The following is a 25,708-nucleotide window of genomic DNA, read 5'->3' on the forward strand; positions in this document are numbered from 1 at the left end:
GCTTTTTTGCCGTTTTTTGCATTGTTAGGGCCCGCCGTGAGATAATACAATCGTATTCTGGAACTATTTATATAAAAGGAGGAGCGCACATGCGTTTTCAAAGAATCGGCGTCATCGTTCTCGACAGTGTCGGGATAGGCGAACTGCCGGACGCCGGTCAATTCGGCGATCAAGGTGCGCATACGCTGGGTCATATCGCGGAACGTGTACCGTCCTTGTCGCTGCCGCATTTGAGGGCACTGGGACTGGGTAACATTGAATCGTTCGGGAGCATAACGCCGGCGGATCGGCCCCAGGGGTATTACGGCAAAATGGCGGAAGTATCGGTTGGCAAAGATACGATGACCGGTCATTGGGAGATTATGGGTTTGAAATTAACGACCCCGTTTAATACATATCCGGAAGGGTTCCCGGCGGAGCTGATTTCCGCGTTTGAGGAGCAGACCGGACGCAAAGTGCTTTGCAACAAGCCTGCATCGGGTACCGAAGTGCTTGATGAATACGGTGAAGAGCAGATGAAAACGGGGGCGTGGATTGTTTACACCTCCGCAGACAGTGTATTCCAAATTGCCGCTCACGAGGAAGTAATCCCTCTGGAGGAGTTGTACAAAGCCTGTGAAATTGCGCGAAAACTGACCCTTTCAGAGGAATTTTCCGTGGGCCGCGTAATCGCAAGGCCTTATGTAGGATCGCCCGGGGCGTTCAAGCGGACGCCGAACCGCCACGATTATGCGGTTAAACCGCCTTCCAAGACGGTTATGAATTTCGTTCAGGAAGCGGGATTGGACTCGATCTCCGTGGGCAAGATCCGCGATATTTTCGACGGGGAAGGCGTAACGGCATCGCATCCGACAAAGAGCAATCTGGACGGCATCGAGAAGACGATCGAGCTGCTGGGGACAGGGTTCAAAGGGCTGCTGTTCACCAATCTGGTCGACTTTGACTCGCTATACGGTCACCGCCGGGATCCGGAAGGGTATGCCAAGGCGTTGGAAGAGTTCGACAGTTATGTTCCGCAGTTATTGGAACGGGTCGGCGAGAATGACCTGCTGATCATTACAGCCGACCACGGGAACGATCCGGTTCACGCCGGAACGGATCATACACGTGAATATGTACCTTTGCTTGTTTACAGCCCTCAGTTGAAGCAGCCTGCCACTCTGGGCATTCGCACGACGTTTTCCGATTTAGGCGCCACGATAGCGGACAACTTCGGCGTGCAGAAGCCGCAGAACGGAACAAGCTTTTTATCAGAACTAAAGTAAACGGGGGAATGAACATGTCTGAACAATTGAAGCAAATTTATGAAGCAGAGCAGTATATCCGCGAACGTATTTCTTTTGCGCCGGAAGTAGCGCTGGTTTTGGGTTCAGGGCTGGGTATTCTGGATGAATTGATGGAAGATACAACGGTCATTCCATTCAGCGAGATTCCGCATTTCCCTGTGTCTACGGTAGAAGGACATGCGGGCGATTTGATTATCGGCAAAATTCAGGGCAAACCGGCGATCATGATGAAAGGCAGGTTTCATCTGTATGAGGGGTACGATGTAAAAATTGTTACCCTGCCGATCCGGGTCATGAAGCGGCTGGGTGTGAAATCGCTGCTGGTTACCAATGCGGCGGGCGGCGTTAATACTTCGTTCGAACCCGGCGATCTGATGCTGATTGAAGACCATATCAACCTTACGTCGATGAACCCTCTGATCGGCCGGAACGAGAACGAGCTTGGCGTCCGTTTCCCGGATATGTCCGAGGCTTACAGCCGCCGGCTGCGCCAAATAGCGCTTGAGAAAGCGAAAGAGAACGGATTCACCCTGAAACAGGGTGTATACTTCGGTCTGTCCGGACCTAACTATGAAACTCCTGCCGAAATCCGCATGATCCGTATGCTGGGCGGCGATGCCGTCGGCATGTCGACGGTGAATGAAGTCATCGCTGCAAGGCATTCCGGCATCGAAGTGATCGGCATTTCTTGTATCAGCAATATGGCAGCAGGCATTTTGGATCAGCCCCTATCCCACCAGGAAGTAATGGAAACTACGGAGAAAGTAAAGCAGACCTTCCTCGATTTCGTCGTATCCATTATTCCGGAACTATAAGGAGTCTTAACCTATGACAACTGAGATAAACGAATTAACTTATATTGCTCAAATCCGCGCTGCCGCTTCGTTCGTTCAAGAACGTCTGGGAAGCTTGAAGCCGGTCATCGGTCTGATTTTGGGTTCCGGCCTCGGAGATCTGGCGGACCAGGTAGAATCTCCGGTTGCCATTGATTATAACGATGTGCCTCACTTTCCCGTGTCCACTGTCGAAGGACATGCGGGCCGGTTTGTAGCGGGAATGCTGGAAGGCAAGCCGGTCATCGTGATGCAGGGCCGTTTTCACTATTATGAAGGATACGATATGCGCAAAGTCGTATTCCCTGTCTATGTAATGAAGCAGCTGGGCATTGACGCGCTTGTCATTACAAATGCGGCAGGGGGAATGAACCGCAGCTTCTCTGCAGGCGATCTGATGCTGATAACCGACCATATCAACATGACAGGTGCGAATCCGTTGATCGGCAAGAACGACGCCGAGCTTGGGGTGAGGTTCCCGGATATGTCCGAGGCCTATTCCCGTGAATTCGGTATGCTGGCCAAACGCCTGGCGCCATCGATTCAAGGAGGGGACGGCGAAACGCTTTCGCTGCAGGAAGGCGTATATTGCGGGATCAGCGGCCCGACTTATATGACACCTGCAGAATTAAAGATGCTGGCGAAAATTGGCGGAGATGCCGTCGGCATGTCGACCGTAGGCGAGGTTATTGCTGCCCGCCATGCCGGCATGAGAGTGCTTGGAATCTCTTGCATCACAGATATGGCGATTGGCGAAGAGCTGGAACCGCTGACGCATGAGCAGGTTGTTGCGGTAGCGAACCGTACCAAACCGAAATTTATCGGCCTTGTGAAAGCTTTTGTAAGGGAAGTTCAAGTTTAGAACCTATTTTCAACCAGTTCACATAAATGTCACAATTGCGGAGACAAGTTCCGACAGCCTTCTCTGTTCTCCTCGTCGTATAATGTCCCATGGTACTTAAGAAATAAGGAAACAGGGAGAAATGCGACCATGGAACGGGATCTTTGCCTGATCATCAATTTTTTGCGTGAACAGATGGTAAGCAAGGCGAATGAAAGAGGAAGCTTTGTTGACGAGCAGGTTGTGGAATTAAGCCAGCAGCTGGATTTCTTTATTTATCAGTTTCAACTTATGAAATCCAAAAAAAGAAATCAATTTATGTTCGGTTTTTATGCACTGGTATCGGCCGGAAACAAATCTGTCAGCGCGGTCAGCTGATCTGTATATAGTCCCGGCCGGGTGCATATACTTCGGACATGCATAAGAAGAATCGAGCGTGCAGGCCCTGAGGCGTACGCTTTTTGTTTTTACTTCATGTCGAAAGAAGGGTTCCGTGTTGAGGACGGTTGATATTATTCAGAAGAAGAGAGACGGATTGGAATTAACGACGGAAGAAATCCGCTTTTTGATTGAGGGTTACACGGACGGCTCTATCCCGGACTATCAAATGTCTGCATGGGCCATGGCCGTATTTTTTAAAGGGATGAATGCCCGTGAAACGGCGGACTTGACCATGGCTATGGCTTCCTCCGGCGATCAAATCGACCTTAGTTCGATTCCGGGTGTGAAGGTGGATAAACACAGCACAGGCGGGGTAGGTGATACGACAACCCTGGTGCTTGCGCCGCTTGTTGCGGCAGCAGGTGTGCCTGTGGCCAAGATGTCGGGACGCGGGCTCGGACATACAGGCGGAACGATCGATAAGCTGGAGGCGATACCGGGCTTCTCGGTAGAATTGACGGAAGAACAATTTACCAGACAAGTTACGGAACAGGGGGTTGCCGTCATCGGCCAGAGCGGCAATCTGACTCCCGCAGACAAGAAACTATACGGCCTCAGGGATGTTACTGCAACGGTAAACTCCATCCCGCTGATTGCCAGTTCCATTATGAGCAAGAAGATTGCGGCAGGTGCGGATGCGATCGTGCTGGATGTAAAGACGGGCAGCGGCGCATTTATGAAGACGCTGGATGATTCCATCAAGCTGGCTCAGGCGATGGTGGCGATCGGCAGCGAGGTCGGGCGTGAATGTGTTGCGATTATCAGCGACATGGATCAACCGCTTGGCGCAGCTGTAGGCAACGCTTTGGAAGTTCAGCTTGCGGTTGAAACGCTGCAAGGCAACGGGCCGAAGGACCTGGAAGAGGTCTGCCTTACACTGGGTTCGCATATGCTGGTGCTTGCGGGCAAAGCGGCGACGGCTGAAGAAGCGGTCTCCAAGCTGCAGGAGCTGATCCGCAGCGGAGCGGGATTCCGGAAGTTCAAGGAATTTGTTGCCGCACAAGGCGGGGACAGCTCCGTCTTAGACGATCCTACCCGAATTCTTAATGTGAAAGAAGTCGTCCCGGTTGTGGCTGAACAAGACGGCTACGTAGCCTCCATCACTGCGGAAGAGATCGGAGTAGCCGCGATGATGCTGGGCGCCGGACGGGAGACGAAGGAATCCCAAATCGATCTCAGCGTCGGGCTGCGCCTCCGCAAGAAGAGCGGTGATGCCGTGAAGAAGGGCGAAACCCTGGCAGACATGTATGTGAACAATACCGGTTCCGTAGAGGCAGTTAAGCGCAAAGTGCTGGATGCCTACCGGATTGTCAGCAATCCGGTAGAGCCTGATCCTTTAATTTACGCGGTCATTACCAAGACCGGCGTCCAAAAGTTCGTATAATTGAAGAGGTTGAGTAATGGCTGTGTCCCGAGGATGCAGCCATTTTTTTGTATAAATCCCCCCACTCCTCGCCCCCGCCGAGAGAACCTTACCGAAACGTTCCATGTAACTTGTCAGTTCCCCATTGGAATAAATTTCATGCAAACCGTCAACACTGGTTATCAGCATTGAAAGCCAATTTCCAGGGAGGATTCTGAACTTATGATCACAGCAAGATGGAAATACCGCTTCATCACTTGTATTGCAGCAGCCACGACACTGGCAGCGCTTCTTACTCCGGCTGCGTCCGCGTCGATTGCTCCGGCTGCTCCTCAAATCGGGCTTAGTCAACTGAAGTTGGATCCTGCAGCCAATGCCAATGCCGCTACGGAAGCACCGAAGCCTCAAGGTGCGTTGGATCTGGCTCCGAATGCGACTTCCGCCGTCCTCATGGATGCGTCCTCCGGCACGATCATTTACGAGAAAAACGGCATGGAACAGCGTCCGCCAGCCTCCATTACCAAAATCATGACGATGCTGCTTATCATGGAAGCGCTGGACCGCGGAGAAATCAAGTTAACCGATAAAGTGTCCACAAGCGAATATGCCGCGTCCATGGGCGGATCGCAAATTTTTCTGGAGCCGGGCGAAGAAATGACAGTCGACGATATGCTGAAAGGCATTGCGATGGCCTCAGGCAACGATGCTTCCGTAGCTATGGCTGAGAAACTTGCCGGCTCTGAAGAGGCTTTTGTTCAGCGGATGAACGAGCGGGCTAAGGAGCTTGGCATGAACAGCACGAATTTCGTGAACTGCAACGGGCTGCCGGCTCCCAACCATTACACTTCGGCACATGATATTGCGTTAATGTCAAAAGAACTTTTGAAACACGAGGAAGTTACCAAATATACAAGCGCCTATCAGGATTATCTACGTAAAGACAGCGAAAAACCGTTCTGGCTGGTCAATACCAATAAGCTGGTCCGTTTTTATTCCGGTGCGGACGGCTTGAAAACAGGCTACACAGGTGAAGCTAAATTCTGCCTCTCTGCTACAGCCAAAAGAGGACAGTTCCGCATTATAGCGGTCGTCATGGGTGAACCGAATACGAAAATCCGCAACAGCGAAGTATCCAAAATGTTCGACTGGGGCTTTGCCCAATATACGAACCTTCCTATTTTCAAAAAGGGCGATGTCCTGGGCCAAGTGAAAATCGAAAAAGGCGATGTCACTAAAGTGGAACTGAAGGCGAAACAGGACTACAGCATTTTGATGAAAAAAGGCGAGGCCAGCAAGGATATCCGCCATGAGCTGATCTTGACGCCTGAGCTTAAAGCGCCGATCTCCGCAGGGCAGAAAATCGGGAAGCTGACTGTGTTTAAAGGGAGCAAACTAATAGCGGAATTTGATGTGGAATCTCCTGTCAACATTAAGAAGGCCAACTTCTGGATCATGTTAAAGCGGACGGCAGCAAGGATGTTTTTTGTCGATTGATCTGTCTGATTGTAGCGGTTTTCTTCTAGTTTTGTCGGGGGGCAGGAATCTCAAAGGATAACATAGAATCATGTGATCATGCCAAATAGGAGAGTGAGCGCACATGAGTCTTGAGATTGAGATGGAGCATCACCGCAACACGTTGATCGTAAGGCTGAAAGGCGAGCTGGACCACCATTCAGCCGAATCGGTCAAAGTAAAGATGGAAGACGCCATTCTAAGAGGATACAGCGACCATGTCATTCTGAGCCTGAAGGACTTAACCTTTATGGACAGCTCAGGGCTGGGCGTGATCCTGGGAAGATATAAGCTGGTCACCGGCAAAGGCGGAAAAATGGTTGTCTGCGATGCAAGCCCTTCGGTGTACCGTTTGTTTGAAATGTCGGGTTTATTCAAAATTGTGACCTGTTACGCAAACGAAAGGCTCGCGCTTACCGGATTGGAGGTAGTGTCATGAGTGAGACGAATTTCATGAATCTTCAGTTTGCCAGCAAATCCGAGAATGAGTCTTTTGCCCGTGTAGCCGTAGCGGCGTTCGTTTCCCAGCTGGATCCGACGATGCAGGAACTGACGGACTTGAAAACCGTTGTTTCCGAAGCAGTGACCAATTCGATTATTCACGGTTACGAGAACAATCCGGAAGGCGTTGTCACAATCAAGGCTCGGATTGAAGGCGATACCGTCACCATTGATATTGAAGATCAAGGCTTGGGGATCGAAGATCTGGATTTGGCCAAAGAGCCCCTGTATACATCGAAGCCCGAGCTGGAGCGGTCCGGTATGGGATTCACGATTATGGAAAACTTCATGGATCAGGTGGAAGTGACCTCAGAAGCCGGTAAAGGTACGAAGGTGCGCATGGTTAAGCGCATTGAATCTAAGAAAGCTTTATACAATTAGGGGTTGGATTATGGATGTCGATTTGAAGCAGGCCTCCCACAGTTATTTGGACGACTCGGAAGTGAAACGGCTCATTGCGTTGAGCCAAAGCGGCGATACGATTGCCCGCGATACGTTAGTCAACTGTAATATCCGGCTGGTATGGTCTGTTGTGCAGCGTTTCCTGAACCGGGGTTACGAGCCGGAAGATTTGTTCCAGATCGGCTGTATCGGTTTGCTGAAATCGGTCGATAAGTTCGATTTGTCGTATGATGTAAAGTTTTCCACCTATGCCGTACCGATGATTATCGGTGAAATTCAACGCTTTCTAAGGGATGACGGCACTCTGAAGGTGAGCCGCTCGCTGAAGGAAATGGCCAACAAAGTCCGGAAGACGAAGGATGAGCTCTCCAAGACTTTGGGCAGGCTGCCTACGGTCAAAGAAGTGGCTGAGGTGCTTCAGGTGACGCCGGAGGAAATTGTCTTCGCCCAGGAAGCGAATAAGCCGCCCACCTCCATCCATGAAACTGTGTTTGAAAACGATGGGGATCCGATCACATTAATGGATCAGATTGCCGATGAATCACAGGAGAAATGGTTCGAGAAGCTCGCCTTGAATGAGGCCATTTCCTCCCTTTCCGAACGGGAGAGGCTGATTGTATATTTGCGGTACTACCGGGATCAGACCCAATCGGAAGTCGCAACCAGGCTTGGCATCTCCCAGGTTCAGGTGTCGCGGCTGGAAAAGAAAATACTGCAGTGCATTAAAGACCAGATCGCTCAATGATCTGGTTTTTTTCATGCCTGAGTCCCTTCTTTGGCATACTAAGGAAAAAACGAGCCAGAAGGGGCCGATTTTATGGAACCGAAGCTCCCTGCCACTTTATACATAAGGCTTCGCAAGAGAATCCGGATCCGGAGAGGGGATCCGATTCAGTTGACGGATGCCGCCCAGCTGTTTTCGAGTGCAGAGGTAGAAGAACAAATCAGCGGCATTGTGCTGAGCCGGCCGACCGAGAAGGAAGGCAATCTTCTTTTGATCGATATGCTGCTCATCGTCCGTAAAATTAAGGAAGTGCTGCCTGAGCTGCAAATTGAACATTACGGGGAACCGCATGTGCTGGCGGAGATTTACACGGAGCAGAAGCCTCCGAATTTATTTCTGTTTGCCCTCGTGTGGGTTCTTCTGTTCTTCGGATCCGCATTGGCCATCATGAACTTTCATGTCGACGTCAGTATGATGGAGGTGCATCAACGCATCGTTGAACTGCTGACCGGCAAAAAGGTGGAACATCCGTATCTGCTGCAGATCCCTTATTCGATCGGCATCGGCATCGGTATGATTATTTTCTTTAACCACCTCTTTAAGCGGAAGTTAAACGAGGAACCGAATCCGCTGGAAGTGGAAATGTTCACCTATCAGGAGAGCATACATCAGTTTATCGTAACCGAGGAATACCGCAAAATGAATCCCCAAGGAGACGAGGACAGATGATGTACGACCTGCTCTTGTCTCTGTTTATTATCGTGTTGGGCTTGGCAGGCGGGATTGCAGTCGGAAGCGGAACGGTTGCTTTTTTGATTGTACTGGACATCATTCCGAGGCTGGCCCAGTTGACGAGGTCGTACCATCGGGTACATTGGATGGAAGCTGCGGTGATCAGCGGCTCCGTGTTATGGACGTTCATGGATTTTTTTGATTGGCGCCTGGGATTGGCTCCGGCCGGACTCACGGTGGTAGGCTTGTTTATGGGAGTATTTGTAGGGTTGTTGGCAGCAGCTCTGACGGAAGTGTTGAATGTGCTCCCGATTCTCGCCAAGCGGCTCCGCATGATGCAGTATATGCTGTGGCTTTTGACCGCTATGGTGTTTGGCAAGGTGTTCGGATCCTTGTTCGACTGGCTGATTTATCATAGGTAAGCGAATGCTGATTTGTGCAAAAGTTTCTACATTAAATGCATACCATTCCCATGAACTTCAGTCTATACTGTTGTTTGTAAGGTTGAAAATAATGCAAATAAACATATTGACTATAGGCAGGAGTGGGGATCAGATGTATTTACATGGAACCAGCAAAGTTAACGATAACGGCCGCCTTGAAATCGGCGGCTGCGATGTACAAGACCTGGCTGCACAGCACGGTACGCCTCTTTATATTGTAGACGAGGCACTGGTTCGCCAGAGATGCCGCGAGTATGTAGATGCTTTCCGGGCTTCCGGGCTGCAATTCCAGGTGGCCTACGCCAGCAAAGCATTCTGTGTGATGGCCATGTGCCGGATCGCCGACGAAGAAGGCATGTCACTCGATGTGGTTTCCGACGGAGAGCTGTATACCGCATTACAGGCCGGATTTCCGGCGCACCGGATTCATTTCCACGGCAACAACAAAACGCCGGAAGAAATTGAAATGGCCATCGACGCGAACATTGGATGCTTTGTCGTGGATAATTTCATCGAGCTGCACATGCTCAATGCCATTGCCGCAGAGAAAGGTGCTGTGGTGAAGGTTCTTCTCCGCATTACGCCAGGCGTTGAAGCGCACACTCATGAGTATATTTCCACCGGCCAGCAGGATTCCAAATTCGGATTCGATTTGGCGAACGGTTCCGCCTATAAGGCGATCAAGGAGGCTTCCTCCCTGCCAAACATCGATCTGTTGGGAGTACATTCCCATATCGGATCCCAAATCTTCGAAGTGGAAGGCTTCACTATGGCGGTGGAGAAAGTTTCGGCATTTGCCGTTGACGTCCGCCGTGAGCTGGATGTCACGTTCCGGGTAATCAATTTGGGCGGCGGTTTCGGAATCCGTTATACGGAAGGCGACACACCGCTGCAAGTATCAGAATATGTGAAGGCGATCACGGACGGTATCAAAACATTCTTCAGCCAAGCCGGATACCCTACGCCGGAAATTTGGGTCGAACCGGGCCGCAGTATTGTCGGCGAAGCGGGAACGACGCTGTACACGGTAGGTACAAGCAAAGAAATTCCCGGCGTGCGCAAATATATTGCGGTAGACGGGGGAATGACCGATAATCCGCGGTTTGCCCTGTACGAATCCAAGTATGAAGCCATGCTGGCTAACCGGGCAACAGAGAAGGCTACGGAAACCGTTACGGTAGCGGGCAAATGCTGCGAAAGCGGGGACAAATTGATCATTGATCTGGAGCTTCCTCCTGCCAAAACAGGCGATTTGCTGGCTGTTTCCTGCACAGGTGCCTACAATTATGCAATGGCGAGCAATTATAACCGGATCCGCAGACCTGCTGTCGTGTTCGTCAAAGACGGCCAGTCCGACGTTGTCGTGAAACGTGAAAGCTTTGGCGACATCGTGGGCAATGACATCATTCCCGCACGTCTGGAGAAGGAAGCAGTAGCAAAATAATGGTTGTTAGCGGCCCTTCTCCGGAAGGGCTTTTATTTGTGATCATCAGCCGCATATAGTATGATAGAGGACAGGCTGTACACTATAATGAGTCCAACGGAGGTACATACGATGAAAAAAGGTTCTATTAAGCTAAAAACCGGCGGCGAAGTGATCATTCAATTTTTCCCTGAGGAAGCACCGAATACCGTCGCGAACTTTGAAAAGTTAGCGAACAGCGGTTTCTATAACGGGCTGACATTCCACCGTGTCATTAAAGGATTTGTGGCACAAGGCGGCTGCCCTAACGGTACAGGCTCAGGCGGTCCCGGCTATACGATCAAATGTGAAGTGGCGACGAATGTCAGCAAGCACGAACGCGGTACGCTGTCCATGGCACATGCCGGACGCGACACCGGCGGAAGCCAGTTCTTCATCTGCTACGAACCGCAGCCGCACCTGGACAAAAACCATACCGTATTTGGTAAAGTCATCAGCGGAATGGAATTTGTAGACAATGTGAAGCAAGGCGACGTAATGGAAGAAGTGAAAGTTTGGGACGAAGAATAGCATCTGCAGCTGTATCCACAGTCTGAGAATGCCTGACCCGGTTTGCAGCGGACATGCTGCGGGCCGGGTTTTGTTGTGAATATCGGCATATTAAAATGACATGTAAGAAAAAGTTGTGTTTTCTGAAAACAAGGATTATAATGAATTCATTCTCACTATAATTTCATAAGCTACTTTCCTTCGGGGTCGGGTGAAATTCCCAACCGGCGGTGATGAGGCGTAAGTCTATGCAATGGCTGCGCCGCTCAGTCCGTGACCCGCGATACTTTGCGACAGCGCAGGTTGACACGGTGGACTCGGTGTAATTCCGAGACCGACAGTATAGTCTGGATGGGAGAAGGAAAACGCAGACTTTATTTATTATTCGTCTTGTACTTTTTTTCACAAGTCAAGAATTGGATAAGTCCCGGAGAGGGAACCAGGTTTGTGATGAGGGCATGGATTTCAGACAGTTACGGCTCGTGCCGCGCGGTCTGAAGAGCCGGCTTTCTTTCGTCTAGCCTGATTACCGGTTCTTCTCCCGCGTTTTTCCTATGTTCATCAAACCCCTTGGATGTTTCTTCCATGGGGTTTTTCTTTTGTGGGAAATGGCAGCAGGACAGGGGGACCGCACTGATGCAGACAATGAATGATGAATTTTATATGCGGCTTGCTCTGCAGATGGCCGCTTCCGCCCAAGGGCAGACCGGAGTGAATCCCGTGGTCGGCTGTGTCGTGGTAAACGACGGCCGGGTCGTAGGAATGGGCGCTCATCTGCAGATGGGTACCGCCCATGCGGAAGTACACGCTTTGAATATGGCCGGTCAGCAAGCGAAGGGGGCTACAGCTTATGTTACGCTGGAGCCGTGCAGCCATCACGGCCGTACGCCGCCCTGCAGCGACAGGCTGATCGCCGAAGGTGTGAAGAGGGTCGTCGTCGCGGCTTCGGATCCGAACCCGCTTGTCGCGGGGCGCGGCTTTGATCGTCTTCGCTCACACGGCATCGAGGTCACCGCGGGCGTGCTCGGGGATGAAGCGAGGGAGCTGAACGAAGTGTTCAACAAGTACATTGTGACCAGACTCCCTTACGTCACGTTGAAGACGGCTTCCACCCTGGACGGTAAAATCGCTACGCGGACGGGCCAAAGCAAGTGGATCAGCGGCGAAGCGAGCCGGGAGGCGGTTCATACGCTGCGGCACCGTCACCAGGCGATCATGGTCGGCGTCGACACGATCGCAGCTGATGACCCGCAGCTCACGACCCGCCTGCCCGTTCCGGGGCTGCACCCGATCCGCGTCGTCGTCGACTCCGCCCTTCGCATCCCAATGGATGCGAAGGTGGTCACCGACAAGACGGCGCCGACGATCGTGCTGACCACGGAACAGGCCGATCCGGCCCGGGCCGCTGCTCTTGAAGCAGCAGGCGTCACGGTGCTGCGCTGCGGCACCGGACCCAAAGTCGACCTTCCGCTCGCGATGAAACAGCTAGGCGAGAAGGAAATCGGCTCCGTCCTCCTGGAAGGCGGAGGACGGCTGAACGGCGCGATGCTGTCGGCCGGCCTCGTCGACAAGATCGTCCTGTTCATCGCCCCGAAGATCGTCGGCGGCGCCGCGGCGCCGGGCAGTTTCTCCTTCGAGGGCTTTGATACGATGGATGAGGCTGTGCTGCTCGATCGGGTAAAAATGGAACGTTACGGCGATGATATGTGTATCACCGGATATCCGCTAAATGCCATCGGAGGTGAAAGAAACGATGTTTACCGGGTTGATTGAAGAAACAGGCACGTTGAAGGGCGTCTCACGCCGGGGAGAAGCTATGTTGCTGACCTTGGCGGCCCGCAAAGTGCTGGAAGGCGTTCAACTGGGCGACAGTATTTCCGTAAACGGTGTGTGTCTCACGGTAACCACGTTTAACAGCCATGAATTTACCGTGGACGTGATGCCGGAAACCTACCGCCACACGAACCTAAAGCTGCTCTCTGCCGGCAGCCGTGTCAATTTAGAGCGTGCGATGTCTGCAAACGGCCGGTTCGGGGGCCATATCGTTCAAGGACATGTGGACACCTACGGCACAATTACGGAACGCCGGCATGATGCCAATGCAGTCGTGTTTACGATCCGTCCGGAAGACGGGAGTGTATTCAGGTACATCATCCCGCGCGGAAGCATTACGCTGGACGGGATTTCGTTGACCGTAGTGAGATCCGATGAAGAAACGTTCTCCGTTTCTATCATTCCTCACACGCTTGCCGAAACGGTGCTGCAGGATAAAAGACCGGGCGACACCGTCAATATTGAAACGGATCTTCTTGGCAAATACGTGGAACACCTGCTCCGTTACGGCGGGGGAGCGGGCGACCGGAACAAGGCCTCACATCCTGCAGACAACAAGCTGACAACCGCATTTTTAGCCGAGAACGGCTTCTTATAAAGAGAGCTTAAGGGAGGGAAACACCATGTCAGATACTGTAAAGCTGGACCGGATCGAAGAGGCAATTCAAGATTTGATGCAGGGTAAGGTCGTCATCGTTGTCGATGATGAGGATCGGGAGAACGAAGGGGATTTTATCGCACTGGCAGATAAAGCGACGCCTGAAGTAATCAACTTTATGATTACGGAAGGACGGGGCCTTGTCTGTGTTCCGATCGAGGAAGACCGGGCCAAAGCTTTGGATCTGCCGCCGATGGTGGCCCGCAACACGGACTATCACGGTACGGCATTCACCGTATCGGTTGATCATATGGAGACGACGACAGGGATCTCCGCTCATGAGCGTTCCCGTACGATCCGCGCATTGATCGATCCTAACACCAGAGCCGGCGATTTCCGCCGTCCGGGCCACGTGTTTCCGTTGGTCGCCAAGAAAGGAGGCGTCCTTCGCCGCGCCGGGCATACCGAAGCCGCTATTGATTTAGCGAAGCTTGCAGGGTCTTATCCTGCCGGAGTCATCTGCGAGGTTATCAAGGAAGACGGCACGATGGCGCGCCTGCCCGATTTGGTGCAGATCGCCAAGAGACACGATCTGAAACTGATTTCGATTGAGGATTTGATCCGTTTCCGCAACCGGATGGAAAATCTGATAAAACGGGAAGTCGAAGTGAATATGCCTACTGATTTCGGCGTGTTTCGTGCCATTGCCTACACGAATGATGTAGATAACAAGGAGCATGTCGCTTTGGTGAAAGGACAAATCGATCCCGACACCCCGACTTTAATTCGGGTACACTCCGAGTGCTTGACCGGCGATGTATTCCACTCTCACCGGTGCGATTGCGGCCCTCAACTGGCTGCCGCCCTTCGCCAGATTGATGAGAACGGCTCCGGCGTCCTGCTGTATATGCGACAGGAAGGCCGCGGCATCGGCCTGATCAACAAATTGAAAGCTTATAAGCTTCAAGAGCAGGGATTAGACACAGTTGATGCGAATCTACAATTAGGGTTTGCCGCTGATTTGCGGGATTACGGCATCGGCGCTCAGATTTTGAAGGATTTGGGCATCCGCCAGATTCGCCTGTTGACGAACAATCCCCGCAAAATCAGGGGGCTGGAAGGTTACGGCCTTGAAGTTGTGGAAAGAGTTCCGATCCAAATGGAAGAGAATGAAAGCAATACGAACTACTTGCATACTAAGAAGGCCAAACTTGGCCATCTGCTAAATTTCGATGTAAAGGATGAGGTACAATGACTAAATATTATGAAGGCAATCTGATTTCCGAAGGATTACGTTATGGTGTGGTTGTAGGGCGTTTTAACGAGTTTATTTCCGGCAAATTGCTGAGCGGAGCTTTGGATGCATTCAAACGCCACGGCGCAAATGAAGACGAAGTAGAAGTAGCCTGGGTTCCGGGTGCTTTTGAAATTCCCCTGGTTGCCCAAAAAATGGCGGAAAGCGGGAAATATGACGCCGTGATTACACTGGGTGCGGTGATCCGCGGATCCACGCCACACTTTGATTATGTGTGCAATGAAGCGGCCAAAGGCGTCTCTGCCGTTGCGTTGAAAACCGGGGTTCCTACCATTTTCGGCGTACTTACTGTAGATTCCATTGAGCAAGCAATCGAGCGTGCAGGAACGAAAGCCGGCAACAAAGGCTGGGAAGCTGCGACTACGGCTATTGAAATGGCGAATTTAACAAAAGCTTTAAAAGGCTAATCCGGTACGGTACAATACAGGGGAAGGAGGAGAACAGCATTGACCGTGCTCTATAAACTGCAGTCGTTCGAGGGTCCGCTCGATTTGCTTCTGCATCTGATCGATAAGTCAGAAATTGATATTTACAACATTCCGGTGCGAGAGATCACAGAGCAGTATCTGGATTACCTGAACACCATGCAGGAGCTGCAGTTGGACGTGACGAGCGAGTTTCTCGTTATGGCCGCTACACTTCTCTCTATTAAGAGCAAAATGCTGCTTCCCAAACCCCCTGTTATCGAGTACGAAATGGATGAATATTACCAGGAAGATTACGACCCTCGGGCCGAGCTCGTCCAAAAGCTGATCGAATACCGGAAATATAAAGGGATTGCCGAACATTTGCGGGAAAAAGAACTGGAACGCAGCCTGATCTATTCAAGGGAGCCTGAAGATTTGTCACCTTACCTGCCTGAGATGAAGGAAAATCCGGTGAAGGGGCTTCATGTGACGGATCTGATGGTTGCGTTTCAGCGTGCGCTGAAAAAAGCGGCAGCCCAGCAGTCCGTTGCCAAAATCCGCAGAGACGAAATTTCAGTCAAAGACCGGATGAAAGAAGTCGCAGCCCTGCTCCGCGACCGCGGGGGCAAGCTCCTCTTTTCCAAGCTGTTTTCCGGCGAGATGGGGCGTGAAGAGATTGTCGTTACGTTTCTGGCCTTGCTTGAATTAATGAAAATGAAACAAATTACCTGTTATCAATACCGTTTATTCGACGATATTGTCATTCAGGCGAAAGAGAAGGAAGCAGGTGACATCGATGGACTCGATGAATTATCAGCAGCTCAAGTCGATTATTGAGGGGCTGTTGTTTGTTTCGGGCGACGAAGGCATCGATGCGAAACAGATTGCAGAAGTAACGGAGCAGGATGTGCGGGTGATCACGGATATTTTGCAGGATATGAAAACCGACTTTGCCAAGGAACAGCGGGGCATGCAGATCATCGAAATCGCGGGGGCATATCAGCTGACAACTTTGCCGGCGCACGCCCCTTACTTCGAAAGACTGGCTTTTCAACCGCAGCGTGGAACGTTGTCCCAGGCCTCCCTTGAGACATTGGCCATCATTGCTTATAAACAGCCAATTACAAGGGTAGAGATCGAGGAAATCCGGGGTGTCAAATCAGACCGGGCCCTGCAGACATTAACCGCTAAGGAATTGATTCATGAGGTTGGACGGGCAGATGCGGTCGGCCGCCCGATCCTCTATGGCACAACGAAATCATTTCTTGACCATTTCGGGCTGCCGAGCTTGTCCGAGCTGCCGGAGACATCCGCGTTCGACAACGATCATAACTTGGAAGAAGAAACCAGGATGCTGTTCGATAAACTCGACAGCCGCCAGCTTACGATTGACGATATGGACTCCTAATTCGATGTGAAGCCTGCAGAACGGGACATTTCCCTTTTTGCAGGCTTTCTTTTTGTATCTTTCCACAACATCGGGTGATACTACCCTTATGTTGTTTTTGGAAGTGAAGGAGGCATTAGGGAGTATGGTTTGGATTATCGTTGCGGGGATCTTGGTCTTCCTGCTGTTTCTTGTATTTATTAGCCAAGTCCGTATTCATTTTAAAATAGCCCGTGTTATGAACGATGACGAGATCATATGCGACATGAAAGCTCTATATGGTCTGTTTACCTACCGGTATGAAGTGAAAAACATGGATTTTCAAGGTTTCGGCAAGGGGCTGAAATTAAAAGACGGGATGGGCCAGAAGAAAACGGATGTCCAGGATCAGGCGACCCAAGGAGAAAAGCGGATCACAGCTGAACTTGTACAGCAGTTTTATCAGAAATTTAAAGACATCATAGTCCGGGTGCAAAATTTGCAGGAGTGGGGGAAACGGCTGCTGCGTCATGTCAGGGTGACTGAGGTGCGCTGGTATACAACTGCAGGGGTAGGAGATGCTGTAGAAACTGCGATCCTCTCCGGAGTTATCTGGGGATTGAAATCATCCATTTTGGGATATGCATTAAGGTATGTACGCTTGAAGAAAACCCCGAAACTTGGGGTTTGGCCGGTGTATAATAAACCGCATTTTACGACCGAATTGGAAGGACAGGCACAGATTAGATTGGGTACTGTCATTCTGTTAATGTTTGTCCTCTTGCCTAGAATACGTAAAAAACAGAAATCGGATGACGCATGGGAAGGCCGTCTGTCGGAAGCATAGGGTCAGAGAAGTCCGTGCATACTAAAGTTACTTGCCGTGCAGTTCAACCTATATAACGTACAGGAGGGCAACCCTAATGACAGAGCATCCGATTCAAGGACTTATGCAAACCGCAATGGAAAATATTAAAGATATGGTGGACGTCAACACGATTGTGGGCGACCCAGTGGAAACGGTGGACGGCACCGTCATTATGCCGATTAGTAAAGTCGGTTTCGGTTTTGCCGCGGGCGGCAGTGAATTTGCAGCCGAAGAAGGCGGACATGATGCTCATAGCGCGAAAGTGGCCATGCCGTTCGGCGGCGGCAGCGGGGGCGGTATTTCGATTACGCCAATCGCTTTCTTGGTAGTCGGCAATCAAGGTGTGAAAGTCATTCCTTTAGATAACCAAACGCACATTCTGGAGCGACTGATTGATTCAGCTCCTTCCGTTGTTGAGAAGATCCAGTCCATGATGAAAGGAAATACTGGAGGACAAGCTGGCATGTCCGGGTCCCAAGGGACGTCAGGCGGCAGCGTCGGTCAGGGTACAACGAATTCCACTACAAATATCATCGTATAGTTTCAGGTACAGAAGACCGGCCGCATAGGCCGGTCTTTTTTGGTGCGCGATAAAAGGGGACATATGGCTTCGGAACAAGCATATATATGTACAAGTATGTTGTGCAGACATGCCTTAAGCCTCTGACCGGTAAAAGGCACATAGGAGGATGTCATGAAGAAGTGGTTTGTAAGTATTCTGCTTGCCCTGCTAATGTTATCGGTGCCAATGGCTGCTTTTCTTCCCGTTGTTTCGGCGGCAGGTAATCCGGCATCTGCAGGTGCGGCCGTAGCCGCCAGCGCAAAAGGTTATGCTCTGATTGATGTTACTTCGGGACGTATTCTGGCATCGCGTCAAGGAGATACCAAAATGCGGATCGCAAGCCTGACGAAAGTAATGACCGCCATTGTAGCGATTGAGAACGGCCGGTTATCGGACAAGGTGAAGGTTAGCCGCAACGCTTATGCTAAAGAAGGGTCGTCGATTTATCTCAAATTGGGTGAAGAGATGAGTCTCGAAAACCTTCTCTATGGACTGATGCTTCGTTCTGGGAACGATGCGGCTGTAGCCATTGCGGAACATGTGGGAGCTTCCCTTGACGGGTTTGTTCACATGATGAACCAGAAAGCGGAAGAAATCGGCATGGTGAACACCCATTTCGATAATCCGCATGGATTGGATACCGATACCCATTATTCTACGGCGAACGATATGGCGCGTCTTACGGCATATTCCATGAAAAATCCCGTGTTCCGCCAAATTTCCGGCACCAAACTGAAGAAAGCGCCGAATCCGAATGAAGAGTGGGACTACGTATGGCGGAACAAAAACAAAATGCTGTACCTGTATGAAGGCGCTGACGGCGGTAAAACAGGCTACACCAAATTGGCGGGAAGATGCCTGATTTCCTCAGCAACAAGAGGGACTCAGCAGCTGGCGGCAGTAACATTAAACGCTCCTGACGATTGGTCGGACCACCGCAGAATGTTCGATTACGGATTTGCCCGATTCCCGCTGCGTGAGCTGGTGCATTCCGGCGACCCGATTCCCGGCACTGCCTTTACGGCAGGTAGAAGTTTTTCTTATCCGCTTGCCGATCAAGAGACCGGGCTTCTTTCAAAGAAGATTGAACTGGAGCCTCAAGGAACCGATAACTACACACTCGGGTATAGGGGAAGGGTCATGCTCTATTTGGATCGGGAGCCGATCGGTGCCGTTCCGTTCGCAGAACCGGGAGTTAACATCCATTTTAGCCTTGACCAGGCCCGAAACTACGCGATGACAACGGCGGCGGATACGGGCAGCAGTAACAATTTTACAAATTCCTTACTGAATGTGCTTCGCACCGTGTTTACAGGAAATACCGGTCGTTAATGGAAGGGAGCGCTGCCCTTTGGTAAATTTCATCTGGTTGTTCTTTATTCTGGCAGGTTTCATTGTTGCTGCTGTGAACGGACGTATCGAAGTCGTTACTGAGGCTGCTTTTGAAGGGGCCAAAACAGGAGTCACCGTTTGTTTCGGGTTAATCAGCATCCTGGTATTTTGGCTGGGCATGATGCGGATTGCGGAAGATTCCGGTCTTCTGGGCAAGTTAGCTGTATTGCTGCAGCCATTTGTCCGGTTTCTGTTTCCCGGAATCCCGCGAAACCATCCTGCCATCGGCTACATCATGTCGAATATGAGCGCGAATATTCTCGGACTCGGCAACGCTGCTACACCGATGGGCATCAAGGCCATGCAAGAACTGCAGAAGCTGAATCCCCACAAAGAGCAAGCGACACCTGAAATGTGCACGCTTCTTGCTTTGAATACCTCCAGCCTCACCCTAGTGCCAACTACACTCATAGCGATCCGGATGAATTTCAATTCGCTGTCTCCGACGGACATTGTCGGCACCACCTTGATCGCAACATTCATTTCAACCGCTGCAGCTATAGCGGTAGACCGCTGGTACCGGCGACGACAGCCACCGATCCGATATACGAAAGGGTGACAGCAGGTGTATGAATTTATTAATATCATTTCGGCCTGGACGATTCCTGTCATGCTGGTGCTGATCCCGTTATATGCGGTGTTCCGCAAAGTTCCGGTTTATGAATCGTTCACGGACGGCGCTAAGGAGGGCTTTGATACCGCTATTAAAATCATTCCACACCTGGTCGGCATGATGGTGGCGATCAGTATATTCCGCGCTTCCGGGGCAATGGAATGGATCATCGGCATGATCAAGCCTATACTTGACTATCTGGGCATTCCAAGCGAGGTATTTCCCTTGGCGATTCTTCGCCCGATTACAGGTGCGGGGTCCCTCGCTTTCACGACGGACCTGATTAAACAGCACGGTCCTGATTCGATGATCGGGCGCATTGCCTCTACGATTCAGGGCAGTACGGATACGACACTGTATGTGCTTACCGTTTATTTTGGGGCAGTCGGGATCCGAAAGGCGGGGTATGCTTTAAAAGTCGGGCTGATCTCCGATCTGGTCGGTTTTTTGGCGGCTGTGGCCGTATGTTTTCTAGTATTCGCTTAAATGAAAGGCTCTGAAATCAATCACATATGCCTAAATTTAGAATGTTTATAACGCCGCGTCGAAACGGGGCGTTATTTGCCGTTTACCGAACTTGTGATTTCCCTGAAGGATGGGTATGATTAGGGTTGAGGTGAATCGTATTCATGGAAAGATTACAGAAAGTATTAGCCCAAGCGGGAGTTGCCTCCCGCCGCAAATGTGAGGAAATTATCCTTGCCGGGCGGGTGACGGTGAACGGGGAAGTGGTCAACACCCTGGGGGCCAAAGCCAACCCTAACACGGACGAGATTAAAGTGGACGGGAAACCCGTTGCTTTTGAGAAGAAAGTGTATTTGCTGTTCAATAAGCCTAAAGGTGTCATCACCAGTGCATCCGACCCGGAAGGCCGCAAAATTGTTACGGATTATTTGAAAGGAATCAAAGAGCGGGTTTATCCTGTCGGAAGGCTGGACTACGATACGGAAGGTCTATTGATACTGACGAATGACGGGGAGTTTGCGAATTTGCTTACCCATCCGAAGCATCATGTGCCGAAAACGTATCTTGCTACAGTGAAAGGCGTACCGCATGGAGACAAGCTGGAGAGACTCCGAAACGGCGTCAAGCTGGAAGACGGTATGACTGCACCTGCCGAAGTGGAGTATCAGGATGTCGATCCTGAGAAGAAGCAGGCGACCATTATGATCACCATTTACGAAGGCCGGAACCGGCAGGTGCGCCGCATGTTCGATGCCATTCATCATCCGGTGGACAAGCTGAAGCGGATTGCGTTCGGGCCGATTCTGCTGTCCAACTTGAAGCGGGGAACATTCCGGCCGCTCACGGCAGTAGAAGTGAAAGAGCTGCAGGACAGCGCTTTAAAGACACATAAAATTCAAAATAATCCGTAGGTGTCCTACTATCGGTTCGCTATAATATAGATAGTAACTTTTAGTAAGAGACTCTATTAAGTACGGGTGATAAGATGGGCAAACATAAAAAATGGATACAAATCGTCATACTGACAGCTGTTGTCCTCATCGGTGCCGTTACCATCGGAGGGAGCCTGTTCTCCGAGGGGAATAAGGCTCCGGCCGCAGGCGACAAAGCTCCGGCGTTTACGCTGTCCGGTCTGGACGGAAAGCAGCACAGCCTTTCTGATTATAAGGGGAAGTATGTGCTGGTTAATTTTTGGGGGACGTTCTGCCCTCCTTGCGTCGAGGAAATGCCGGCGATTCAATCTCAGTATCATCACTGGAATAAGGAAAAGCCGTTTGAAGTGCTTGGCATCAACCTGAGCGAGGATGCTTTTACAGTAAAGTCATTTATGAACCAGTACGGTCTCAACTTTCCTGTAGCGCTGGATACGAACCGGACAATTGAGAAGAAATACGGTCTTGTTTCTTATCCGACTTCGTTTTTTATCGGTCCGGACGGACGTATCGTGGAAATGTATCAAGGCGGTATGGATGAAACGATGCTGAAATTGAAAATCGAGAAATTACTTAGTGCTAGCTAACTAGATTGGGGAGGTTATCTGGGTGTTCGAGAACACGAAATGCGAATGCGGCCACCAGAACCCGATCGGAACCGTTCTATGTGAATCCTGCGGAAAGCCGCTGGCTGAAGAGGCCGGCGAAGAGATTCTTGAAATGCGCTACGATGGGGCGGCCCGCCGTTCCCAGCGCGTCAATCCTTCTTGGATCAACCGGATTTGGAACTTTTTTTCATCGGTAAAGATTGCCGTATATTTAATCGTACTTACTTTGCTGGGAGCCACCTTAGGCACCATATACCCGCAAGAGAACACATTCATTAATATTGATCCGGTCAAATTCTATCCTGAGAATTACGGTAAGCTGGGCGAAATTTATTATTTCCTTGGGTTGTCCCATACCTACGAATCCTGGTGGTTTAAACTGCTGCTCTTGATGATCGGCACTTCGCTTGTGATTTGCAGCCTGGACAGGGTACTTCCCTTGTACCGTGCCTTAAGCAAGCAGCAGATCCGCAAGCACCTCCAGTTCCTGACCCGTCAAAAAGTGCGCTATACCGGGGAATTGAGTGTGCAAGGCGATAAGGAACAGGAAGGCGCCGACTGGGTCAGCGAGATGGGTGCCATTCTCAAAAAACGCGGATATCGTATCCACAAAGACGGAACCGCTTTATTGGCCGAGAAGAACAGGTTTAGCCGGTGGGGCCCTTATATTAACCATATCGGCTTGATTATTTTCTTGCTGGCTGTTCTTGCACGCTCCATTCCCGGCTGGCATATGGACAACTATATGGATTTTCCTGAAGGGGAAGTCAAACAGATTCCTGAGACGAATTATTACTTAAAGAATGAAAAGTTTACGCTTGACCTTTATAAAGAATCCGACTTGCCGAAAGAATTTCAGGGAACAGGCAAGATCGTTCCGAAGCTATATGAAACGAAAGCGGTTCTTTATGAATGTACGGCGGATTGCGCCGACCCCTCAAAGCCTCCGGTGCTTAAGGAAGTGAAGCGCCATAACATTATCGTAAACGATCCTCTGCAGTACAAAGGGCTGATGGCATTTCAGTTTGATTTCGACGCAACACCGAAACTGCAGGCGGTAAACGCCAAGCTGAAGCTGAAACAAACCGGCGAATCGTTCGGACCGTTCCTTATTACGATGAAGAACCCTGGAGCCGAATACAAGGCAGGTCCCTACACCCTTTATCTGGAGCAGAAGTATTTGGACTTTACTTTGGACGCAAATGGCCAGCCTACGACCAAATCCCGGGAGCCGAATGCACCCGCCTTCATTTTTCTAATCAAAGGACCCGGGCTCCCGGCGGACGGAGCGCCATACATGTACTTCCCTAAACAGGTGGATAAACAGAGGTTCGGCCAAGATCAAATTAACGGTGCCTGGGCGGACCGGTTCGAAATTTCGGTAGATTCGATGGAAGACGTCCGTTTTTCGAATTATACAAGCTTCCTGAACTTGCGGGTAGACAAAGCGATGCCGTATATTTGGACCGGTGCGGCGATCTTCATGATTGGCGTAATTATGGGTCTGTACTGGCAGCACCGACGGATCTGGCTCCGCATTGACGGACGGACGCTGACTCTTGGTGCGCACACGAACAAAAACTGGTACGGCATGCGGAATGATGTCGCTTACGCACTGAACAAAATGGGCATTGCCGTAGAGGATTCTAAACAATTGGAGCAAGGGGGAAGAAAGGCTTGAGTCTTATGCTCGACATCAGCGGCGATGCGCTGCTATTGGCCTTGTTTATATACTGTTTCGCTTTTCTAGGGTTCGTTCTCTCCATTGCCGGACGCAGATGGAGCAACCGGGATCCGCAGGCTCACACGCTTCGCTGGAGCCGTTTGTCATTTATTTTAACCATAGTAGGACTGGCTTCTCACCTGACATATTTCATTACCCGCTGGATCGGCGGGGGCCACATTCCGAACAGCAATATGTATGAATTCATGACATTGCTGTCTATGCTGATTACTGTAGCATTTGTAATTATTTATTTGATCTATAAACCTGCAGTTCTCGGGATATTTTCACTGCCGATCAGCGTCATTATCATCGCTTATGCTTCTGTATTCCCTCAGGAAGTACAGCCTCTGATACCGGCCCTGAATTCTTACTGGCTGAAAATACATGTAACTACGGCTGCATTAGGAGAAGCGTTCTTTGCCGTCGGGTTTGCTTCAGGACTAATGTACCTTCTTCGCGCGACAGATTTTGAGTCCCGGACGAAACAGGCACGCAAAGCACAGCGCGGAATTGAGCTCATTCTGTTAACTGTCATTGTCGTAATTGCATTTATCGGAGGGGTATTTGGATTCAAAGCCGGAGGATACCATGCGGAGTTTTCTCAGCAGTCGACTGTTAAAAATAAGGAAACCGGCGCAGAGGAAGTGTCGAAACAGACGGTACGCTATATTTTGCCGCCTATTGTCAAACCCTATAACAGCGAAATTGTATCCTTCCAGCCTTACTTAGGAATAAAGGCTCCGCTGCTGGAAGCTCCGTCCTGGATGAACGGAGTGAATGCAGGACGGAAGCTGAATACCGTAATCTGGTCCCTGATCCTGGGCGCTTTGACTTATGCATTGCTGCGGCTTATCGCACGGAAGCCTCTTGGTAAGGCGATTCACCGCCTGCTTGACGGGATCAATCCGGAGGATCTTGATGAAATCAGCTACCGTGCTAATGCAATCGGTTATCCTATCTTTACGCTGGGAGCACTCATCTTTGCTATGATCTGGGCACATTATGCGTGGTCCCGTTTCTGGGGTTGGGACCCGAAGGAAGTTTGGGCTCTGATTACATGGCTGTTTTATACGGCGTATCTTCATTTGCGCTTATCCAAAGGCTGGCAGGGAAGCAAATCCTCCTGGCTGGCGGTCATAGGTTTTATCATCGTTATGTTTACTTTGGTAGGAGTTAACCTTGTCATTGCAGGGTTGCATTCTTACGCAGGAGTTTAACAGCAGTTACATCATTCCGTTTTGGAGGTGCTTTCCTTGAACGAACCTGGAAATCATGAAATTCTGGTCGTAGATGATGAAGAACGGATCCGCAGGCTGCTGCGGATGTATCTCGAGAAGGAAGGGTATACGATCGATGAGGCAGAAGATGGGGAAACTGCTCTGCAGAAAGCGACGGAACGCGATTACGATTTGATCCTGCTGGATGTGATGCTTCCCGGTATAGACGGCGTAGAAGTATGCAGCCGTCTTCGCCAGGTGAAATCGACCCCTGTCATCATGCTGACGGCCAAAGGGGAAGAAGTGAACAGGGTACAGGGCTTTGAGGTTGGAGCGGATGACTATGTCGTAAAACCTTTTTCCCCTAGAGAAGTGATCTATAGGGTGAAGGCCATTCTACGGCGTTCATCGGCCACTGCGTTCCTTTCAAAAGAAGCGAATACCAGCAATAACATTGTATTCCCGCACCTTATTATCGAGCATGACGCTCACAGAGTAACGGCCGGAGGGCAAGAGGTGAGCCTCACGCCTAAGGAATATGAACTCCTGCATTATTTGGCAACATCTCCGGATAAAGTATTCTCCCGAGAAGATTTGCTGAAGGATGTATGGAATTATGAATTTTTCGGAGATTTGCGTACGGTGGACACGCATGTTAAGCGTCTGCGCGAGAAGCTGAACAAAGTCTCTCCGGAAGCGGCCGCCATGATCACGACCGTGTGGGGCGTAGGATACAAATTAGAGGTGCCTAAATAA

The 25,708-nt window shown here is 50.6% G+C and carries 29 protein-coding genes and 1 riboswitch; all 29 genes read left to right on the forward strand.

What is annotated here, in order from left to right; all coding sequences use genetic code 11:
• The first annotated feature begins 89 nt into the window (after window positions 1-89).
• A complete protein-coding gene (gene deoB, locus ACFSUF_RS05840; RefSeq protein WP_377601055.1) occupies window positions 90-1,265 on the forward strand; it encodes a phosphopentomutase in 1,176 nt (391 codons plus the stop codon).
• Window positions 1,266-1,273: 8 nt separating this feature from the next.
• Window positions 1,274-2,101, forward strand: a complete 828-nt coding sequence (locus tag ACFSUF_RS05845; RefSeq protein ID WP_377601057.1) for a purine-nucleoside phosphorylase — start codon at window positions 1,274-1,276, stop codon at window positions 2,099-2,101.
• Window positions 2,102-2,114: 13 nt separating this feature from the next.
• Entirely contained in the window at window positions 2,115-2,981 is an 867-nt protein-coding gene (locus ACFSUF_RS05850) for a purine-nucleoside phosphorylase (protein WP_377601059.1), read from the forward strand.
• A 129-nt stretch (window positions 2,982-3,110) separates the two neighbouring features.
• Window positions 3,111-3,338, forward strand: a complete 228-nt coding sequence (locus tag ACFSUF_RS05855) for a Spo0E family sporulation regulatory protein-aspartic acid phosphatase (RefSeq protein ID WP_377601061.1) — start codon at window positions 3,111-3,113, stop codon at window positions 3,336-3,338.
• A gap of 118 nt (window positions 3,339-3,456) precedes the next feature.
• Entirely contained in the window at window positions 3,457-4,785 is a 1,329-nt protein-coding gene (locus tag ACFSUF_RS05860) for a pyrimidine-nucleoside phosphorylase (RefSeq protein WP_377601063.1), read from the forward strand.
• Between the two features lie 201 nt (window positions 4,786-4,986).
• Window positions 4,987-6,258: a D-alanyl-D-alanine carboxypeptidase family protein gene (locus ACFSUF_RS05865; RefSeq protein WP_377601065.1), complete on the forward strand. Its 1,272-nt coding sequence runs from the start codon at window positions 4,987-4,989 to the stop codon at window positions 6,256-6,258.
• Window positions 6,259-6,361: 103 nt separating this feature from the next.
• Window positions 6,362-6,715, forward strand: a complete 354-nt coding sequence (gene spoIIAA, locus ACFSUF_RS05870) for an anti-sigma F factor antagonist (protein ID WP_377601067.1) — start codon at window positions 6,362-6,364, stop codon at window positions 6,713-6,715.
• Entirely contained in the window at window positions 6,712-7,158 is a 447-nt protein-coding gene (spoIIAB, locus tag ACFSUF_RS05875; RefSeq protein WP_377601069.1) for an anti-sigma F factor, read from the forward strand. Before spoIIAA ends, spoIIAB begins: the two co-directional genes overlap by 4 nt.
• A gap of 10 nt (window positions 7,159-7,168) precedes the next feature.
• Window positions 7,169-7,924, forward strand: a complete 756-nt coding sequence (gene sigF, locus ACFSUF_RS05880) for an RNA polymerase sporulation sigma factor SigF (RefSeq protein WP_377601071.1) — start codon at window positions 7,169-7,171, stop codon at window positions 7,922-7,924.
• Between the two features lie 72 nt (window positions 7,925-7,996).
• Entirely contained in the window at window positions 7,997-8,632 is a 636-nt protein-coding gene (locus ACFSUF_RS05885; protein WP_377601073.1) for a stage V sporulation protein AA, read from the forward strand.
• Entirely contained in the window at window positions 8,632-9,057 is a 426-nt protein-coding gene (locus ACFSUF_RS05890) for a stage V sporulation protein AB (protein WP_377601751.1), read from the forward strand. The genes ACFSUF_RS05885 and ACFSUF_RS05890 overlap by 1 nt, the downstream gene beginning before the upstream one ends.
• Window positions 9,058-9,190: 133 nt before the next feature.
• Window positions 9,191-10,522 carry a diaminopimelate decarboxylase gene (gene lysA, locus ACFSUF_RS05895; RefSeq protein ID WP_377601075.1) on the forward strand — a complete coding sequence of 444 codons (1,332 nt, stop codon included), beginning with the start codon at window positions 9,191-9,193 and terminating at the stop codon, window positions 10,520-10,522.
• 111 nt (window positions 10,523-10,633) lie between these two features.
• On the forward strand, window positions 10,634-11,071 hold the full coding sequence (locus ACFSUF_RS05900; RefSeq protein ID WP_377601077.1) for a peptidylprolyl isomerase: 438 nt from the start codon (window positions 10,634-10,636) through the stop codon (window positions 11,069-11,071).
• 172 nt (window positions 11,072-11,243) lie between these two features.
• Window positions 11,244-11,417: riboswitch (FMN riboswitch) on the forward strand.
• A 269-nt stretch (window positions 11,418-11,686) separates the two neighbouring features.
• Window positions 11,687-12,823, forward strand: coding sequence for a bifunctional diaminohydroxyphosphoribosylaminopyrimidine deaminase/5-amino-6-(5-phosphoribosylamino)uracil reductase RibD (ribD, locus tag ACFSUF_RS05905; RefSeq protein ID WP_377601079.1), 1,137 nt, complete (start codon window positions 11,687-11,689; stop codon window positions 12,821-12,823).
• Entirely contained in the window at window positions 12,804-13,481 is a 678-nt protein-coding gene (gene ribE / locus ACFSUF_RS05910; protein WP_377601081.1) for a riboflavin synthase, read from the forward strand. The genes ribD and ribE overlap by 20 nt, the downstream gene beginning before the upstream one ends.
• 25 nt (window positions 13,482-13,506) lie before the next feature.
• Window positions 13,507-14,736 (forward strand): bifunctional 3,4-dihydroxy-2-butanone-4-phosphate synthase/GTP cyclohydrolase II, encoded by a 1,230-nt coding sequence (locus ACFSUF_RS05915; protein ID WP_377601083.1) that lies wholly within the window; start codon window positions 13,507-13,509, stop codon window positions 14,734-14,736.
• A complete protein-coding gene (gene ribH, locus ACFSUF_RS05920) occupies window positions 14,733-15,203 on the forward strand; it encodes a 6,7-dimethyl-8-ribityllumazine synthase (RefSeq protein WP_377601085.1) in 471 nt (156 codons plus the stop codon). The genes ACFSUF_RS05915 and ribH overlap by 4 nt, the downstream gene beginning before the upstream one ends.
• 39 nt (window positions 15,204-15,242) lie before the next feature.
• Window positions 15,243-16,040 (forward strand): segregation and condensation protein A, encoded by a 798-nt coding sequence (locus ACFSUF_RS05925; RefSeq protein ID WP_377601086.1) that lies wholly within the window; start codon window positions 15,243-15,245, stop codon window positions 16,038-16,040.
• Window positions 16,009-16,611 carry an SMC-Scp complex subunit ScpB gene (gene scpB / locus ACFSUF_RS05930; protein WP_377601753.1) on the forward strand — a complete coding sequence of 201 codons (603 nt, stop codon included), beginning with the start codon at window positions 16,009-16,011 and terminating at the stop codon, window positions 16,609-16,611. Before ACFSUF_RS05925 ends, scpB begins: the two co-directional genes overlap by 32 nt.
• Window positions 16,612-16,735: 124 nt before the next feature.
• Window positions 16,736-17,416 (forward strand): DUF2953 domain-containing protein, encoded by a 681-nt coding sequence (locus ACFSUF_RS05935; protein ID WP_377601088.1) that lies wholly within the window; start codon window positions 16,736-16,738, stop codon window positions 17,414-17,416.
• Between the two features lie 76 nt (window positions 17,417-17,492).
• Entirely contained in the window at window positions 17,493-17,978 is a 486-nt protein-coding gene (gene ytfJ / locus ACFSUF_RS05940) for a GerW family sporulation protein (protein WP_377601090.1), read from the forward strand.
• A gap of 153 nt (window positions 17,979-18,131) precedes the next feature.
• Entirely contained in the window at window positions 18,132-19,331 is a 1,200-nt protein-coding gene (locus ACFSUF_RS05945) for a D-alanyl-D-alanine carboxypeptidase family protein (RefSeq protein WP_377601093.1), read from the forward strand.
• Between the two features lie 19 nt (window positions 19,332-19,350).
• On the forward strand, window positions 19,351-19,950 hold the full coding sequence (locus tag ACFSUF_RS05950; RefSeq protein WP_377601095.1) for a nucleoside recognition domain-containing protein: 600 nt from the start codon (window positions 19,351-19,353) through the stop codon (window positions 19,948-19,950).
• Window positions 19,951-19,956: 6 nt separating this feature from the next.
• A complete protein-coding gene (locus tag ACFSUF_RS05955) occupies window positions 19,957-20,490 on the forward strand; it encodes a spore maturation protein (RefSeq protein WP_377601097.1) in 534 nt (177 codons plus the stop codon).
• A gap of 143 nt (window positions 20,491-20,633) precedes the next feature.
• Window positions 20,634-21,380 carry a pseudouridine synthase gene (locus ACFSUF_RS05960; protein WP_377601099.1) on the forward strand — a complete coding sequence of 249 codons (747 nt, stop codon included), beginning with the start codon at window positions 20,634-20,636 and terminating at the stop codon, window positions 21,378-21,380.
• 74 nt (window positions 21,381-21,454) lie between these two features.
• Window positions 21,455-21,988 carry a redoxin family protein gene (locus ACFSUF_RS05965; RefSeq protein ID WP_377601101.1) on the forward strand — a complete coding sequence of 178 codons (534 nt, stop codon included), beginning with the start codon at window positions 21,455-21,457 and terminating at the stop codon, window positions 21,986-21,988.
• A 22-nt stretch (window positions 21,989-22,010) separates the two neighbouring features.
• Window positions 22,011-23,690, forward strand: coding sequence for a cytochrome c biogenesis protein ResB (gene resB, locus ACFSUF_RS05970; RefSeq protein ID WP_377601103.1), 1,680 nt, complete (start codon window positions 22,011-22,013; stop codon window positions 23,688-23,690).
• A 5-nt stretch (window positions 23,691-23,695) separates the two neighbouring features.
• A complete protein-coding gene (gene ccsA / locus ACFSUF_RS05975; RefSeq protein ID WP_377601755.1) occupies window positions 23,696-24,952 on the forward strand; it encodes a cytochrome c biogenesis protein CcsA in 1,257 nt (418 codons plus the stop codon).
• Window positions 24,953-24,988: 36 nt separating this feature from the next.
• The gene (locus ACFSUF_RS05980) at window positions 24,989-25,708 is read left to right on the forward strand and encodes a response regulator transcription factor (protein ID WP_377601105.1); all 720 of its coding nucleotides are present in this window, start codon (window positions 24,989-24,991) and stop codon (window positions 25,706-25,708) included.

The organism is Paenibacillus gansuensis, from assembly GCF_042684925.1.
Classification (GTDB): Bacteria; Bacillota; Bacilli; order Paenibacillales; family DY6; genus Paenibacillus_N; species Paenibacillus_N gansuensis.

Excerpts from the sequence above, each read along its gene's own strand:
- deoB (WP_377601055.1), top strand. The coding sequence starts at position 90 with ATGCGTTTTCAAAGAATCGGCGTCATCGTTCTCGACAGTGTCGGGATA.
- ACFSUF_RS05845 (WP_377601057.1), top strand. The coding sequence starts at position 1,274 with ATGAACATGTCTGAACAATTGAAGCAAATTTATGAAGCAGAGCAGTAT.
- ACFSUF_RS05850 (WP_377601059.1), top strand. The coding sequence starts at position 2,115 with ATGACAACTGAGATAAACGAATTAACTTATATTGCTCAAATCCGCGCT.
- ACFSUF_RS05855 (WP_377601061.1), top strand. The coding sequence starts at position 3,111 with ATGGAACGGGATCTTTGCCTGATCATCAATTTTTTGCGTGAACAGATG.
- ACFSUF_RS05865 (WP_377601065.1), top strand. The coding sequence starts at position 4,987 with ATGATCACAGCAAGATGGAAATACCGCTTCATCACTTGTATTGCAGCA.
- spoIIAA (WP_377601067.1), top strand. The coding sequence starts at position 6,362 with ATGAGTCTTGAGATTGAGATGGAGCATCACCGCAACACGTTGATCGTA.
- spoIIAB (WP_377601069.1), top strand. The coding sequence starts at position 6,712 with ATGAGTGAGACGAATTTCATGAATCTTCAGTTTGCCAGCAAATCCGAG.
- sigF (WP_377601071.1), top strand. The coding sequence starts at position 7,169 with ATGGATGTCGATTTGAAGCAGGCCTCCCACAGTTATTTGGACGACTCG.
- ACFSUF_RS05885 (WP_377601073.1), top strand. The coding sequence starts at position 7,997 with ATGGAACCGAAGCTCCCTGCCACTTTATACATAAGGCTTCGCAAGAGA.
- ACFSUF_RS05890 (WP_377601751.1), top strand. The coding sequence starts at position 8,632 with ATGTACGACCTGCTCTTGTCTCTGTTTATTATCGTGTTGGGCTTGGCA.
- lysA (WP_377601075.1), top strand. The coding sequence starts at position 9,191 with ATGTATTTACATGGAACCAGCAAAGTTAACGATAACGGCCGCCTTGAA.
- ACFSUF_RS05900 (WP_377601077.1), top strand. The coding sequence starts at position 10,634 with ATGAAAAAAGGTTCTATTAAGCTAAAAACCGGCGGCGAAGTGATCATT.
- ribD (WP_377601079.1), top strand. The coding sequence starts at position 11,687 with ATGCAGACAATGAATGATGAATTTTATATGCGGCTTGCTCTGCAGATG.
- ribE (WP_377601081.1), top strand. The coding sequence starts at position 12,804 with ATGTTTACCGGGTTGATTGAAGAAACAGGCACGTTGAAGGGCGTCTCA.
- ACFSUF_RS05915 (WP_377601083.1), top strand. The coding sequence starts at position 13,507 with ATGTCAGATACTGTAAAGCTGGACCGGATCGAAGAGGCAATTCAAGAT.
- ribH (WP_377601085.1), top strand. The coding sequence starts at position 14,733 with ATGACTAAATATTATGAAGGCAATCTGATTTCCGAAGGATTACGTTAT.
- scpB (WP_377601753.1), top strand. The coding sequence starts at position 16,009 with ATGAATTATCAGCAGCTCAAGTCGATTATTGAGGGGCTGTTGTTTGTT.
- ACFSUF_RS05935 (WP_377601088.1), top strand. The coding sequence starts at position 16,736 with ATGGTTTGGATTATCGTTGCGGGGATCTTGGTCTTCCTGCTGTTTCTT.
- ytfJ (WP_377601090.1), top strand. The coding sequence starts at position 17,493 with ATGACAGAGCATCCGATTCAAGGACTTATGCAAACCGCAATGGAAAAT.
- ACFSUF_RS05945 (WP_377601093.1), top strand. The coding sequence starts at position 18,132 with ATGAAGAAGTGGTTTGTAAGTATTCTGCTTGCCCTGCTAATGTTATCG.
- ACFSUF_RS05960 (WP_377601099.1), top strand. The coding sequence starts at position 20,634 with ATGGAAAGATTACAGAAAGTATTAGCCCAAGCGGGAGTTGCCTCCCGC.
- ACFSUF_RS05965 (WP_377601101.1), top strand. The coding sequence starts at position 21,455 with ATGGGCAAACATAAAAAATGGATACAAATCGTCATACTGACAGCTGTT.
- ccsA (WP_377601755.1), top strand. The coding sequence starts at position 23,696 with ATGCTCGACATCAGCGGCGATGCGCTGCTATTGGCCTTGTTTATATAC.